Annotated in this window: 13 protein-coding genes; 6 read left to right on the top strand and 7 right to left on the bottom strand. The window is 59.1% G+C overall.

The annotated features are described in order from the left end of the window. Positions 1–108: 108 nt before the first annotated feature. Positions 109–366 (bottom strand): recombinase family protein, encoded by a 258-nt coding sequence (locus J0F76_RS05060; RefSeq protein ID WP_207466409.1) that lies wholly within the window; start codon positions 364–366, stop codon positions 109–111. 173 nt (positions 367–539) lie between these two features. Between J0F76_RS05060 and J0F76_RS05055 the strand changes: the two genes are divergently transcribed. Further along, the gene (locus J0F76_RS05055) at positions 540–1,994 is read left to right on the top strand and encodes an IS1182 family transposase (protein ID WP_341351557.1); all 1,455 of its coding nucleotides are present in this window, start codon (positions 540–542) and stop codon (positions 1,992–1,994) included. A gap of 98 nt (positions 1,995–2,092) precedes the next feature. Here J0F76_RS05055 and tnpC read toward each other — a convergent pair whose 3' ends face one another. The 5 genes from tnpC to J0F76_RS05030 all read right to left on the bottom strand — a co-directional run bounded on the left by tnpC (position 2,093) and on the right by J0F76_RS05030 (position 6,704). After that, positions 2,093–3,655, bottom strand: coding sequence for an IS66 family transposase (gene tnpC / locus J0F76_RS05050; RefSeq protein WP_207466404.1), 1,563 nt, complete (start codon positions 3,653–3,655; stop codon positions 2,093–2,095). A 68-nt stretch (positions 3,656–3,723) separates the two neighbouring features. Beyond that, entirely contained in the window at positions 3,724–4,056 is a 333-nt protein-coding gene (gene tnpB / locus J0F76_RS05045; RefSeq protein WP_207466402.1) for an IS66 family insertion sequence element accessory protein TnpB, read from the bottom strand. A gap of 20 nt (positions 4,057–4,076) precedes the next feature. Then, positions 4,077–4,511, bottom strand: a complete 435-nt coding sequence (locus tag J0F76_RS05040) for a transposase (protein WP_242689994.1) — start codon at positions 4,509–4,511, stop codon at positions 4,077–4,079. Between the two features lie 259 nt (positions 4,512–4,770). After that, complete coding sequence (locus J0F76_RS05035) at positions 4,771–5,271, bottom strand: VOC family protein (protein ID WP_278250400.1); 501 nt, start codon at positions 5,269–5,271, stop codon at positions 4,771–4,773. Next, positions 5,271–6,704 carry an FAD-dependent oxidoreductase gene (locus J0F76_RS05030; RefSeq protein WP_207466398.1) on the bottom strand — a complete coding sequence of 478 codons (1,434 nt, stop codon included), beginning with the start codon at positions 6,702–6,704 and terminating at the stop codon, positions 5,271–5,273. Before J0F76_RS05030 ends, J0F76_RS05035 begins: the two co-directional genes overlap by 1 nt. 971 nt (positions 6,705–7,675) lie before the next feature. Here J0F76_RS05030 and J0F76_RS05025 point away from each other — a divergent pair. The 5 genes from J0F76_RS05025 (at position 7,676) to J0F76_RS05005 (ending at position 13,211) form a co-directional block, all read left to right on the top strand. After that, complete coding sequence (locus J0F76_RS05025) at positions 7,676–8,884, top strand: radical SAM protein (RefSeq protein ID WP_207466396.1); 1,209 nt, start codon at positions 7,676–7,678, stop codon at positions 8,882–8,884. After that, positions 8,881–9,492 carry a hypothetical protein gene (locus J0F76_RS05020; RefSeq protein WP_207466394.1) on the top strand — a complete coding sequence of 204 codons (612 nt, stop codon included), beginning with the start codon at positions 8,881–8,883 and terminating at the stop codon, positions 9,490–9,492. Before J0F76_RS05025 ends, J0F76_RS05020 begins: the two co-directional genes overlap by 4 nt. 38 nt (positions 9,493–9,530) lie before the next feature. Then, positions 9,531–10,346 (top strand): hypothetical protein, encoded by an 816-nt coding sequence (locus J0F76_RS05015; RefSeq protein ID WP_207466393.1) that lies wholly within the window; start codon positions 9,531–9,533, stop codon positions 10,344–10,346. A 22-nt stretch (positions 10,347–10,368) separates the two neighbouring features. After that, complete coding sequence (locus tag J0F76_RS05010; RefSeq protein WP_207466391.1) at positions 10,369–11,151, top strand: sulfotransferase domain-containing protein; 783 nt, start codon at positions 10,369–10,371, stop codon at positions 11,149–11,151. Between the two features lie 1,607 nt (positions 11,152–12,758). Continuing rightward, positions 12,759–13,211, top strand: a complete 453-nt coding sequence (locus J0F76_RS05005; protein ID WP_207466389.1) for a hypothetical protein — start codon at positions 12,759–12,761, stop codon at positions 13,209–13,211. 87 nt (positions 13,212–13,298) lie between these two features. On the opposite strand, the gene J0F76_RS05000 is transcribed toward J0F76_RS05005, so the two are convergent. Beyond that, complete coding sequence (locus tag J0F76_RS05000) at positions 13,299–14,306, bottom strand: IS30 family transposase (RefSeq protein WP_207466387.1); 1,008 nt, start codon at positions 14,304–14,306, stop codon at positions 13,299–13,301. Between the last annotated feature and the right edge of the window lie 150 nt (positions 14,307–14,456).

The following is a 14,456-nucleotide window of genomic DNA, read 5'->3' as shown; positions in this document are numbered from 1 at the left end:
GCGACGACGCCGTTCCAAACCCAGAATGTCACCGCGCATCGAAAGCCCCGCATAAGATACGTCGTTAACGACGTCGCTATACACGTGCCTTAGCCGATCACCCCACGCTCAGGCAGGCGGGCGAAATCGGGTGGTTACGACAGAACGCGCCAGCCGGTCCAGCTTCGGCACAACCAGCGTGTCACCTTCCCGCAAAGCTGCAAGCGCCTGATCGAGACCAGGGCGGGCGCGGTTTGTGCCGGTAAAGCCGTAGTCGGTGTAGATACGATCGGAGGCAACCCCGAAGCTGCAAAGGATGCCCTTCTGCGCAGCAAGGTCTTGTTTGTCGGTGGAACAGCGGGCGTAGCCGATCAAAATCTGTGTCATGCCCCGATCTGTAACAGTAGCCGCCCCTTCATTGCAAAAAATATCGGACCATTCATCTGAGATTTCGTCCTGCCAGCAAATGCTGGCCTTCGATGGGGCTGTTCAGGGGCAATCTCGCCGTCCTCTCAACGATCCAGACCGTGTGAAAACACCTGTAGGATTCCCTGACATCCATGCGGGTGATATGCTCAGTCATGGCACATATCTCAGGTGATGACCGATCTCAGCTTCTGCTCTTGCCAGAGTCCGTGGACGACTATGTAGCGCCGGACAATCCTGTCCGGTTCATCGAAACATTTGTCGATAGTCTGGACCTGGAGGCGTGCGGCTTTGCACGGGTCCGCGGCAAGGCCACCGGTAGGCCAGGCTATAATCCCGCTGACCTGCTTAAGCTCTACATCTATGGGTATCTTAACAGGGTGCGGTCCAGCCGACGCCTAGAAATTGAAACACGGCGCAACATTGAGGTCATCTGGCTGATGCGCCGTCTTTCTCCCGATTTCAAAACGATCGCTGACTTCCGGCGTGACAACCGGGCCGCATTCCGACAGGTCTTCAGGGCGTTCGTTGTTCTCTGCCGGGAGCTCGATCTGTACGGCCGCGAGTTGGTTGCCGTTGATGGCACCCGCCTGAAGGCCGTAAATAGCCGGGATCGTAATTTCACAAAAGCAAAGCTGGAAAGAAGCCTCCGCGAAAGCGAAGAGAAGCTGGACCGCTATCTGAAGCAACTGGATATCGCGGACAAGGACGACGTAGACGGAGCTGATCCATCCAAAGCCAAAGATTTGCAGGCAAAGATCGCAAAGGTACGGGAACGGCGCGTTCATCTTGAAGCCTGCCAGTCCGACCTCGCAAAGAGTGCGGAGGATCAGATATCGCTGACGGACCCAGACAGCCGCGCGATGCATCCGTCGAGCCGTGTGAGCGTCGGCTACAATGTTCAGATTGCCGTTGACACCAAGCATAAGCTCATCGCCGAACAGCAAGTCCACAGCCGTGTCGCCGACCAGGGTCTGTTAGCTGAAACGGCGAACGCCGCACGCGAGAACTTGGCCGTGGACGAGATAAAGGCTGTCGCGGACCGAGGCTACTACAGCATGGAGGATATTGCTGCTTGTAATGCCGCCGCCGTCATTCCGCATGTTTGCAAGCCGAACAACAGCATCGCGGCACGCAGCGGTCATTTCACAAAAGAGATGTTCCGCTACGACGCGGTGGCCGATGTCTATATTTGCCCTGGAAGCCAAACTCTTGAACCAAGATATGTCGACAAGACACGGGGCCCGACGAAGATCGAGTATTGCAATCGTGCCGCCTGTCGGACCTGCGATCTTCGTTCCCTCTGCACCAACGGCTCATATCGCAAGATCACCCGGGCCGAGGACGAAGCCTTGCTGGAGCAAATGGCGGAGCGCTTGCGCGCAAGGCCAGAACTTCTGGATATACGTCGTGAGACCGTTGAACATCCATTCGGCACAATCAAGCAGTGGATGGGACAAGGTGCATTCCTGATGAGGCGTCTCGAAAACGTGCGGGGCGAGTTCAGCCTGACGGCGCTGGCGTACAACATCCGTCGGGCAATCACCCTGGTTGGCGTTTCCGGTCTGATTGCAGCAGCTGCCAACTGAAATCTGGTGCAGTTATGTCCGCAGCCGCAAGACGCGGCTACAACGCTCTAGGATTACAAGGTTTTTGGCTAACTAAGCGTAAGCGCTACGGCTCTACCCTATGCTGCGAGGCTTGACGTTTGGCTGAAGTGCCAGGGCATGAGGTCCTCGATGCGGGATTTCGGATGTCCGTCGAGAATGGCCTGAAGAGTGTTGGCGATATAGTCGACAGGGTTCACGCTAGACATTTTGCAGGTGGCGACCAGCGAGGCCAGCATTGCCCAGTTCTCTGCGCCGGTTTCATTGCCGGCAAAAAGTGCATTTTTTCTGGTAAGAGCTATTGGGCGGATCTGGTTCTCGACCGGGTTGGTGTCCAGCTCAAGCGTGCCGTCCTCGAGGAAGCGGATCAGGCCGGGCCAATGGGCAAGAGTGTAGCGGATGTCCTCGGCCAGTTGGGATTTCTGCGGAATGCGGGAAAGCTTGGCCTCCAGCCACGGCTTGAGTGCGGCGATGACTGGTGCCGAATGGTCGCGCCGAGCAGCAAGGCGCAGCGCCGGATCCTTTCCTCGGACCGTCTTCTCGACCTGATAAAGCAGCGCAATCTGGCGCAGCATTTCCTCCGCAATGGGTGAGCCCTCATTTTCGAAGCGCTTCACGAAGCGACGGCGAACATGGGTCCAGCAATAGACCAGCTGCCATGGCCCGGCATCGCGCTCCATCCCGGTCATCGCATTGTAGGACTGATAGGCGTCGCATTGCAGGAACCGGCCCCGGTATCCGCCGAGGAACTTCAGCGGATGCTCTTTCCCCCGGCCGGGGGCATAGTGGAACAGCACGATCGGCGGTCCGGCACCGCCATGTCCGCGATCATCGGACACGACGGCCCAGAAGTATCCGCTCTTTGTGGCCTTTCGGCCGGGCTCCAGCACCGGCGCGCGAGTCTCGTCGACGAAGATCCGGTCCGCACCGCGCAGATGAGCGCGCATGTGGTCGATGACCGGCGTCAGATGGAAGCAGGCACGGCCGACCCAGCTGCTAAGCGTGCCGCGATCCAGATCGATCCCCTGACGCTTGAAGATCTCGGCCTGGCGATAGAACGGAAGGTGGTCGCCAAACTTTGAGACAATAATCCAGGCGATAAACCGCTCTGTGGGCATTCCGCCAGGCACCACATGCTCGGGAGCATGAGCTTGCGCCACAGTCTGAGAGCAGCGACGGCAGGCATATTTGGGTCGACGCGTCACCAGAATGCGGAACTGGGCGGGGATCACATCGAGGCGTTTGGACACATCCTCCCCGATCCGCGCCATCTCGCAACCGCAGGGACACAGGGTGCTGGGGGGTTCGATCACGCGCTCGATCCGGGGCAGATGCGACGGCAGATGCCCGCGGTTGCGCGCAGGTTTGCGGGGTGTCTTTGCCCCCAATCCCTGTAGCGCCGCCTCGGCCTTTTCCTGTGCCGCCTCGAGCACACCCTGAGCAAGCTCGGCATCCTCCAAGGGCAGATTGAACTGGTCGGGTGACAGCTTCTCGGAGCTTTTGCCAAACTGCGCGCGTTGCGCCGTGCGCAAAATGTCCTCCAACCGACGGTTGGCCTCCTGCACTTCGGATAGTGCCGCCTCAAGCTCGGCCAGGCGAGCCTTCAGGAGGGTGTTTTCCGAGGCAAGAGCATCAGCATCCATGGCTCGAAGTGAATCACGGATTATCCCTTGCAGCCAGCAAAAACAGGCATTCCCAAGCGTTCGACCGATCAGCCCGCTGTCAAAGGGCGCCGCGCTCGCTCGGGTCGGACAAGGCGCCAGTCCAAGCCCTCGAACAACGCAGCCATCTGTGCGGACGACATCCGCATCACCCCGTCCCGCACCTGCGGCCAGACGAACTTGCCGCCTTCCAGCCGCTTGTGAACCAGCACCATGCCGGTCTGATCCCAGACCAGAAGCTTGATCCGGTCGGCGCGCTTGGCCCGGAACACAAAGACCGCCCCGCAAAAGGGATCCAACCCGAACATCTCCTGGACTGCCAGGGCCAGGCCGTCGATACCCTTGCGGAAGTCGACCGGCCGCGTCGCCACAAAGACCTTCACTGGCCCGCCTTGACCCAGCATCATGACATTGCTGCCCGAGCCGCGCGGATCGCCCGCGTCAAGTGGACTTCATCTGCACCGGCACTGGCGCGGATCACGACATCGCCGACCACGATCTCCACCTCCGAGGGAGCGCGGGGCGGCGGCACAGGCGCAGCACCGCTCTCGGCAACCAGTTCCGCAAACATCGGCAGGGACGCTACGCTCTCGGGCACCATCAAGTGCCCGATCCGCAGCTTGTTGCGCCAATTATAAATCTGCCAACGTGTCGTGCCGTGTTTGCGGGCGATGTCGGCCACCCGCATCCCCGGGATCAGGCTTTCTGCCGCGATCCGCGCCCGCTCCGCCTCTGTTCGCTGCCGCCGACCACTCGGTCCCTCGATCATCTCCAGCCGGGAAACCGAACCATTGCAGGAGCCGTCCAAATGGACGCCCACTTCTTTGCCTCTTGCCAAATCCCAAACCCCTAAACCGACACACGCCGACAATGGCCGGTTCAGCTTAGCAATGGCAGGAGGGGATCGGTGTCGCGCTTACAACTAAGCACGAAATGCTGCGCAAAAGCGCACAAGATGACGAGCAGAACAAACGGACCGAGTTCCCTGCAATTCCTCCGGGTTTTCACACGGTCTGGATCCTCTTTCGAACGCTATCGGAAGTGGACCGATCGGTGGTCCTATCTCGTAGGCACACTGGGGATGCGGATCGTGGACCTTAGGCTGACTTTTTAGCCGTTTCTGGATCGGCGATCGTGACAACCGAAGACTGACTCAAGTCTTGCGGGCCAAAGGGGCGCATTTGCCAACAAAACTCGAGCTGAAGCCCGTTGGGGTCTGTGCAATAGATAGCTTGCGCATAGCCATGATCGATGAGCGCCGAAACCTGAATGCCGGCATCCTCAATTTGGCCCCGGCGCGCGATCAGGCCGTCGAGTGAAGACTCCTTGAAGGCATAGTGATACATGCCAGGAGGTACACCGAGTTTGCCATTGATTCCTGTATCGAAATCGGCCGGCAACTGCGGCACATTAGTTCCTTGCATAAAGACGATGAAGCTACCGTCTCCCACGTCAAAATATACGAGACGAACACTGCCACCTCCCAAGACGGTGGCATTTTGCTCAGCGACTACCGAGAAATTAAGGATATCGCGGTAAAACGAGATTGTCTTTTCCATATCGTGGGTTCCCAGACCCACGTGAGAGTATCCGACCATCAAGTATTACTCCCTGCTTGCAATTCGGGCGGAATGAACTTGGCTTTTAGGTGTTTGGCCAAGCGCAGCGTAAGAGCCAGTAGCGTAAGCGTTGGGTTCGCCCAACTCACCGTGGGAAAAATGGCACCACTCATGATGTAGAGATTATCGATCCCGTGCAAGCGAGCATCGGCGTCGACAACGCCGAGCGTTGGATCGATGGCCATGCGCGCCGTTCCCAAGTGATGGTTTGAATGTAGGATGGATGCACCGTCCCGCCGTGACCATCGCACTGGAAGGCGACAACCTAACCCCGCAGCTTCGAGCGCAGCACCGAGGACCCCGCCGGTTTCCTCGAAAGTCCGCCAATCCACGTCGGTCAATTGCCAATCGAGCGCAATTCGCCGCATACCTAATGCGTCGCAGCGATTGGTCAGAATGATCTTACTGGCGGGATTTGGCGCTTGTTCGGCAAACACGCCAAGCTGCGGCGCCTCGTCGTCGCCCATAGTGGGTGTCCGGTAGATGTGGGCGCGCGCATTGAGAATACGAAGGTCCTCTTGCTCTTGGGGCGAGATACCGAGGTTAAACATTATTTCATCGCCTCGGCCACTTTGAACTCGCGAAACTAATCCGGCCAAATCCTTTTCCTTGTCGACGGCAAAAGTCGCGACATGCTGATGAGGGTGCTCCATGAAAAAGCGGCCGACCACGTCGTGGCAATTGCCAAGACCTCCCGCCATCTGGCGATCGGAATTGAGCAATAGGCGAGCGGTCTCGATGCCACCACAGGCGAGCACGATCTGCTTTGCCGTAATCGATCCCTGCCGGCCTGTGAGCGTGCGTATCAAAAGCCGGCGCGCTTCACTCCCCGCCGCATCGACTATAATCTCAACGACAGTGGCATTGAGCAGTATCGATACGTTCTCGTGCATGGCCCGCGCCAGTCCCGACTGATTGATACGCATGGTAGGCGCGCCAAAGCGCCAGATAGATGCGCGGCCGAGGATCTCTTGCGGCAGAGCGCAGCCTCCGTCGTTGGCGGCTTGCCTGGCATCAAACATATTGCAGCTAAGGTTCAGCTGGAGGGCCGCCCTTTCCATGAATGGAGCAAGTTCATCGGCTGAGAAGGGCCAACCGCTAAACGGCACCCATGAACGCGGCTCGAAATCATTTCGGTCAAAGGGAGTGCAAAAGCCTGCCCACAGGTTGCTTGAGCCCCCGAACTGGCGCGTTCGCGTGGATGCAAGAGGATATGGAAGGCCGATAACGTCGCCCGCGTTAAGCGCATCGGTTTCATCGTCCGCGCCGAAGCCTCCGGATTCGACGATCAGGACGTTCGCAACGTCAGCCAGTTCTTGGGCCAGAAGCATTCCGGTATGACCCGAACCGACGATGACTAGGTCAGCCGAGCGATTGAGATCTACAAGTTCTTGGCGAGCGTCGAGGAACATAGACCCGGAACCAATAGAAGATTTTCACGGTGTGATCACGCGTAGCTAGGACGATCTTGGCAATCCAAAAAATGCCGATGTCGTCGGCAATGGAAGGGTAAGTCCTTTTTCGCCCAACCGGCCCTCTCGCAGTGTGATCAGCAGGGTGAACTCGGTCAAGGAGTACCTCGAAAAACGACGCGCAGGGCGCAAAATAAGCGACTGCTCCGGGGTCATTGGTTTCTGTGCTCTCTGCGTGCGAGGGGCCTGCGAGAAGGACTGCGAATACAGACGGAGAGAGGACATAGCGGATGCTGGGAACGTATTTTTCGGCCGATGCGATGTTCTGAAGCGTCAGCGGGGCAATCAACGCTGGCTGATGCCGTAAAGGCGCGGATCGCGGCCGAGAGCTTTCAGCCCGGCGGGCGCGTTGTGGGTGTCACTTGACAGCTGAACAGCATCGAACCCTGCGCCTATGGCCACTTGGCCAAGGATATCAATGCCGTGATGCCCTGCGCCTTTGTAAAAGCAGACCATCGCCTCACAATGACCTCGTCCAGGACTCCCCCTTGAACTCACAGCACGACATCCAGGCAGCAGACCGCGCCGCAACAACGAAAAGATCAATGGGGTGCAGCCGCCGCAAACGGCCTAAAAAACATTGTTGAAATTTTATTAGCGTGTGGCATCCTAATTAAGTAATTCCATCAAACCGGAGCTCAGACAAATGAGACATTATAACTCAGACGTTTCCGCACGCATTGCCGATGCTGTCGCCGCGCATCAGAAGGGTGCCCTTAACGATCACGTGGTCGTGGAAAGCGCCGAGAAGAGCGACGGCACTCTCCCAAACAGCTGGGGTCCAGCGATGCGCCGCTAGACGTCAGACAATACGGGAATTCGAGGCCGGTCGCGGTGCGCATTCCCGATTATCTTTACCGGGGCGCAGGTTCATCTGAATCCCGGTTTTCATTTTAAATCTGGAGACGCTTGTGCCTTCCGAATACCGGATCGACCTAGTGGTTCTTCAAGGCACCCCTTTTTGTAACCTTAATTGTACCTATTGCGATCTAAGCCGTGAGAGCCGCCGGACGCGAATTCAGATGGCGCCAGATCTGATTGAGCGAAGCTTCCAAGAGATCTTTGAGAGCCCGTTCCTTGGCGACTCTTTGACTGTGATCTGGCACTCGGGCGAGCCGTTAACACTCCCAATTGGCTACTATGAAGATGCGATCACCCGCATTCTTCAAACCCGCATGGCCTGCGAGCGAGAAGATGTTGATGTACGCTTCGATATCCAGACAAACGGTGTATTGATCGATGAGGCGTGGTGCGCCTTCTTTTTGCGGCACGCCTCCCATCTCGACCTCGGGATCAGTTGCGATGGACCGGTCAGTATGCATGACACATTCCGCAAAAACTGGGCCGGGAGGGCGAGCCATGCCGCGGTCGTCCGAGCGTTCGACCTGCTGGCGAGTTACGGGATCGCACCGAAAGTCATTGCAGTCGTCACAAACTTGACGCTCGCCGATCCAGACGCCTTCTTCGAGTTTTTCTGGGAGCGCCGCAGCCAGATCCGAGGTTTCCACTTCAACGTGCTAGCCGATGGCGGTGCCTCAGCAGACCCCGCGCTGAATTACAACGCGTCCGACCGTGAGCGGTATCGCAGTTTCTACAAACGGCTCCTCCAACTGACCAAGTCGCGCACGGAGTGGGGTTATGACTTTGAAATAAAGAATCTGACACTTGGACTACGCCGCATTCTCACCGCACGTAGTGAGTGTGTTGACGAGTACGAAGCGCAAGCAACCGCGCCGCTGCAATCGCTTAACATTGACGCGAACGGGTTGGTGACGAGCTTCTACGCAGGCCTTGCGCCCGATGCGTTCCCAAACCGCTACGAGGGCGGGATGTCGCTCGGTAATATCCGCGACACCTCCCTGCTTGAGATTGCCACATCGCAGAAACTCGCGATCATAGCACGCGATTTTGAGCAGAGTCGCGCGGCCTGCGCAGCGGCCTGCCCTTATTTCGGGGTTTGCCCTGGAGGATTTGAACTGACGAAGTTCGCGCGCCACGGAAACTTCGACGGTTCTGAGACGCCGGAATGCGTTATCCACGTCAAGGCGCTGACCGACGCATTGCTCGACGACCTTGAGGCGCATGTCGCGACCTCCGCGCACCATGGGTTGCCGGTATGAACAACTCCGTGCTTGCGTCGATCGATCATCAGGCCGCGTCCCGGAGCATCGCTCGCTACGGCTTTGGGCTCTTCCCGGAGGCCATCAGCCCGTCCGCATTGGCGGCGATGCAGGCGGAGGCACGAGCGCGGCTTGCGGACGCCGTGCTCGCAGAAGATGCCAAGGGCGAGTTGCGATACCGCGCGCATCTGACTTCGTTGGGGCCCTATGCGCTAGGCTTCCTGCGCGATCCGGCTTTGACGGGCCTACTCACCCGCCATTTCGGCGGCGAGTATTCTCTCTCTGAGGAAATTAGTTGCCTAACGCGCTACGACGCACACTCCCACTTGGGCGCACATCTTGACACTCCGGCGGAACGATGTGCCGTCACAATCCTTGTTTATCTAGAGGCTGACGGGCCTGATCCAGATGGCCAGGAAACGGGGCTCGTCCTCCATGTGTATGGCAAGGAGCGCGATAGCGTCGCTAACCCCCGCCTGACGATCCCCACCGTGGCGGGTTCAATCGTCCTTGGCCGCGGCTCGGAGATCTGGCACGAGCGCCCTGCCTTGGCTCCAGGGGAAAGCGTGGTTGCGATTACGGGGTGCTATGGGCGATCTGACCGATGATCTTGGGAGTCGTTCAGGAGAGATGGGCCGAAGGGCTAATGATCGGGCTGGGCGCGGGCGCGATCATCGCAGCCATGCAACTGCTGATCGCGTACAGGTACATAGACCCTCGTTTGAAAAAGATCACTAGGCAGAAGCAGGTCGAGGTCTGGTCGGCGGCACGCCTCGAATTCTACGCACGTTGCCTGCTTACCAGCTGGAGCATGACCCACGGGTTGCCGAACTACCTGATTGTCCGTAACGGGCACCTGCATATGAGGCAGGGGATTGAGTGGGCGCTCGACGACATAGTTCAGAAGAGCACGAGTTTCGACCTCGCTGTGGGTCTCACCGCGAAGGGTCTCTCGGACAGCGCGATTGCAAACATTTCCATGATTGCCGACGCCCTGTCCTCTGCCGCAGCAGATGCTGCAACTGCGAAGAGCTTACTAGAAAAATTGGCACCGGCGCTTCCCCATATTGACACGGTTCCGCAATCGGTGCTCGACGACTATGTCATCTGTCCGTTCGGGCATCGCAACGCGCCACGGGAGCACTTCGAAAGGCTACGGTTTCAGGCTGCATATGGAATTGCGGCGACGATCGAGCATATTCTAGAAGCGGCTCGGGAGCTTCGAGAATTTGCCGACACGAATGCCAAGGAAGAGAAAATCTGCATCGACAAGAGCCAGAGGTACCGACGACTGATTAGTCGCTTCGGCGACAGCATCACTGTGGAGAATGACATGGCCACGATCGACGTCGGTTTTAGCGCGCTGCAGCACGATCTGGGCTTTATCAAGGAACGCGGCCTGTGTTTTGTCATGGTGGACGAGGCGGAAGATGGTGCCCCGCGCGTGGGATCAGCGGCGTAGGTTGATGACACAAGCGCATGGAATGCGATTGGATGCCGGCGATGCGACGGGGGCCAATTCGCCGCCGCCGTTCGATCTTCATTCAGGGTCGCAATTTGCGCGACACGTGATGAAGCCAAGACCGATCGCCAAAGTTCCCGCCGAATGGAGCTTCCTAATCAACAGTATGCCCAAGTCCGGCACGTTGTGGGTCGCGGCCATGCTAGCTGCGGCGCTACCAGAGGGAGCACAAGCACGGGTCAGCTTCGCCCATACCTATGACGGCCTTGCGGAGCTGGCAGCACCGGAAGTCCGCTGCGTTGTCCTCGTACGGGACCTCCGGGACATCGTCGTCTCCTGGTTCAACGAAACTCAGCGCAACGACCTGCGTGCAGGATACGATGCTCCGCGCTTCCCAGGCATCGAAGCGTTCTACTTCGAGCATCTGCTGGGACTTCTGCGTGCGAGTCCCCGCTTCGGGCACGGGGATTTCGAGCCTTGGCTTGACCTCGTTTCTGCCCGCGCCTTCCCGATCCTGCGTTTCGAGGATCTCCTAGTCGATCCCAAGAAGGGCCTTGCTAAGATGATGACCTTCTGGAAGGTCACGATACCTGCAAAGACAATCTCGAAAATCGCCCAGGCGCACTGCTTCAAAGCGATGGCGCGTGCGAAAGGCGGTGGAGGCATCCCGGTGGAGCGGTGGATCTCAGAGGGGCATTTGCACCGGGGGCAGAGCGGGGCTTGGCGCAACGACATGCCGGAGCGCGTGGAACAAGATGTCTCGACCCGCTTTGCATCTTATCAAGAACGGCTTGGCTACGCCTGACCCGCAGGGGCAGGCGGGGACGCATGGCGCATTAGGACGACAAGGCGCGCGCTTAGTCCAGCGATGTCGGCGGAGATATGCGGGGTGCCGAGGCCGCGATCCACTTGGCCGTGGGGCCCAATCATTCCGTCATAAAGAAGGACGTCGCCCGAGCCGGGTATGAGGATCGGCGCGCCTGCCGCCGCAACGTCGAGTTCGTCTAGCCCTATTGGCCCTGCACTGTCGAGATCGCTCATCCGCAGCGTAGGAAGAAACATAGCGCCACCCCATGGGCTCCATCCACGTTCCAGCAACGCAGCGATGGCTGTCTCCCGCCGACCATAATACTCATCGGCATGCAGCCGGGGCGTCAGGGTCGCGAGGGGCGCGGAGGCGTCCTTGGCGAGAACGATGGTGATCTGCTCGACAAGAAGCAAGCCGCCTGCGCTTGCAGCCGCGGCCTGGAGGCTTCGGATCGCATCAAGCAATGCTCGCGCGACCGGTCCCCTAACGGACCCGGCTTCTGATATCCGGTCGAAGAAGCTTGCATCACCGTCCGACGACGTGCGCCGGTCATAACGCCGGATCCACCATGTGCAGCGAATGTTGCCCCGCGCTGGTCTCTCTATCCCCGCGGCAGCCCGCAGTACACGGAGGTCAGCCGAACTGAGAGGCGGGTCGTATCCGGTGGGGTCCTGCGCGTCCGATCGAGCGAACATCCAATGGTGGCCCTTCGGCAGGTCAAGCGACTCAACCAAATCGATTGGCCACGATTTTGTAGCAAAGGCGGCAGCGAGGGCCTCGCTCCATAGCCCCTTTTCGAGGATAAGGAGATCGGGACGGGCGTATGGGGCCGCAGCATCGGCAGCATAAAGCGCGCCGATATCCCGTGCAATCCGCACGTGACCGGGGAAATCCTTTGCGACGCTATGTGCGGATTGGCGCATTAAGGCTGGCTTTCTAAACCGTGCAACGCTTATCTCTTTGCAGAAAGCCTAGCCGACCGGCGCAAGCGTGCCAAAGGAGAATCGGTGTCCTCTGGGGTCTTAAAGTATACAAACAGGCCGCTGCGCTGCCAGCCGCTTCCCCGGGATGCTCCCGATTTCCCTAAGACGCGCCAAGCGCTCTTGCCGGCGGTGACGAGCTCGGCCCATTGCTTATCGGCCAACGGGCGCTCTCTCTGGGTTGACGGGCAGGATTCTTCCCATCATGCCGCCGACCCGCACGCCGCACACGTCGCTGTATCGCTGGGCCTCGAGGACGGGCCCGCGCAGAATTTAGTCCGGGACGTGTCCGTGCCTCTACGCATCTGCCTGGAGGACAGTTGGTCAGGACATTTTCTGGCGTGTATGCTGCAGGGTGCACCCCCAGGCACACCTGTGACGCTTTTGCATCTAGACGATCACCTAGACCTAGGGCCCACACTGCTCGCATGGACAACCTCGGGAACCTTTTTGGACCCAATGCGCCGATGCTCATTTGACGCGACAGATCCGAAAAATTGGGTTGGGGCGATCTGCAGCGGGGCCGTTAATATCGGAAACTGGCTCACTGCCGCGCTTCTGGGACTTATGGCACGCCCTGGCGCAGGACCTGTCACAGTGCGCCATCTTGTGCCTCCCGGGAACGTGCACATCCCGCTTGGCCAGTCCACGCTCGTCACGGTCCCACTGAGCTACAGCTTTCTCCCAGACCACTCCTTCGCGGGCGTGGAACGCGTGGGCGTAGATGGCGGACCGCATCAGTATCTCGCCACTCTGGATGTCGACGCTGCCTTCAATGCGCAGCCCGAGGAGCTCGTCATCCTCCATATCGACCTCGACGTCTTTGCCAACGATTTCAACGGCGGATCTGCCGCATGCCCGCCCTACCGGCTTAGCGACATTGAATGGCAGAGCGCCGTGCTTAACGCTATTCGCGGCGTCCGCGGACGCTTGGCTGGCACTGTGGTGGCGACATCTCCAGGTTTCTGCGCGGCCTGGCGTTGGCGCGGGCTCATTGCCAGTATCGAGAGCGTGCTCGGGGGTCGTCCTATGCGGGCTTTATATAAAGGTGGAAACGCTCGCCCTCGGCTGCGATGATCTAAGCGTCAGCCTTTCCGTCTGCTGATGGCTCTCGCGGTTTGCAGGCTCCATTCTGAATGCACCAGTCCTGCGGGGCAGGGTTCGTCATGGTGCCTCCAATCGTATCAGCTCATCTCGAAACGCTTCGGTGGGTGTTCGGTAGCCCAGGCATTTGCGCGGCGTGGCGTTCAGGCGCTGGCACATCATCCTCATCGAACGCGGTGTCAGATGCAACACAGCAGTGTCCCGAGGCAGGTAGCGGCGGAGCCGCCTGTTCATGTTCTCGACCGAGCCTTTTTGCCACGGCGCCTGCGGGTCGCAGAACCATGCCCTTGTGCCCATGCCGCTCTCCAACTCGCGCCAGGCCACGAACTCCAGGCCGCGGTCAAAGGTGATCGAGCGCCGCGCCTCGGCGGGCAGGGGTGACATCTCGTGGATCAGGCGGTTCATGAGGGGCTTGGATTTCCTATCGTTGTTGCGCAGCAGAACCGTGTAGCGGGTCTTGCGTTCGATCAGCGTCGCCACATTGGCGTCACCTTGAGCACGCTCAAAGATCATCAAATCACCCTCCCAATTGCCAAACTGGCTGCGATCGTTGATCTCAGGCGGCCGGTTGTGGATGCTTGCTTCCACAGGAAAGACCCGGTTGCGCGGCGTGCGAGCATAGCGTGGCTTCCGCTTTCGGCGCCGCTCGGGCAGGAGGCGCGCCAGTTGCGCGGACTGACCTTCGGCAGAGTAGACATACTGGTAGATCGTCTCATGGCAGAGCCGGTGCGGGGCGGCAGGTTCAATCCTGAGCCGACCCGCAATCTGTTCGGGTGACCAGCCTTCGTGCAGACAGCGGATCACTTCGGCGCGCAAGTCCGGAAGACGCTCGAGCTTGCGCCGGCGTGACCGCCTACGATCAGCCTGGGACTGAGCCGTCACATGCCAGTAGCCATCAGCCTGTGGCACATCCTTGTCATGCCACCAGTTGCGTTTGACTTCGCGGGTGATGGTCGAGCGACTGCGGCCGAGCATCTGCGCAATCTTCGTCTTCGGCACCTTGGCCTGCAGCAGCCGCGATATCACACGGCGTTCGTCCAGCGTCAGGTTGGTGAAAGGGCGCCGCATCACATCCTCCTGAAGTGTTTCAGGAAACTATCGAGTGATGCATTCCAGAATGGAATGTGCCCGGCTATACTCTCCTGAGGTGATAATCCGATTTATGGAACAAAACCACGGCGCATCAGGTATTTGCGCGCTCATCCTGCTACTCTCTTC

Origin of the sequence: Paracoccus fontiphilus (assembly GCF_017356265.1) — a bacterium.
GTDB lineage: Bacteria > Pseudomonadota > Alphaproteobacteria > Rhodobacterales > Rhodobacteraceae > Paracoccus > Paracoccus fontiphilus.
Note: the sequence above shows the minus strand (reverse complement) of the source record. Positions and strands in the feature narration are given on the sequence as shown.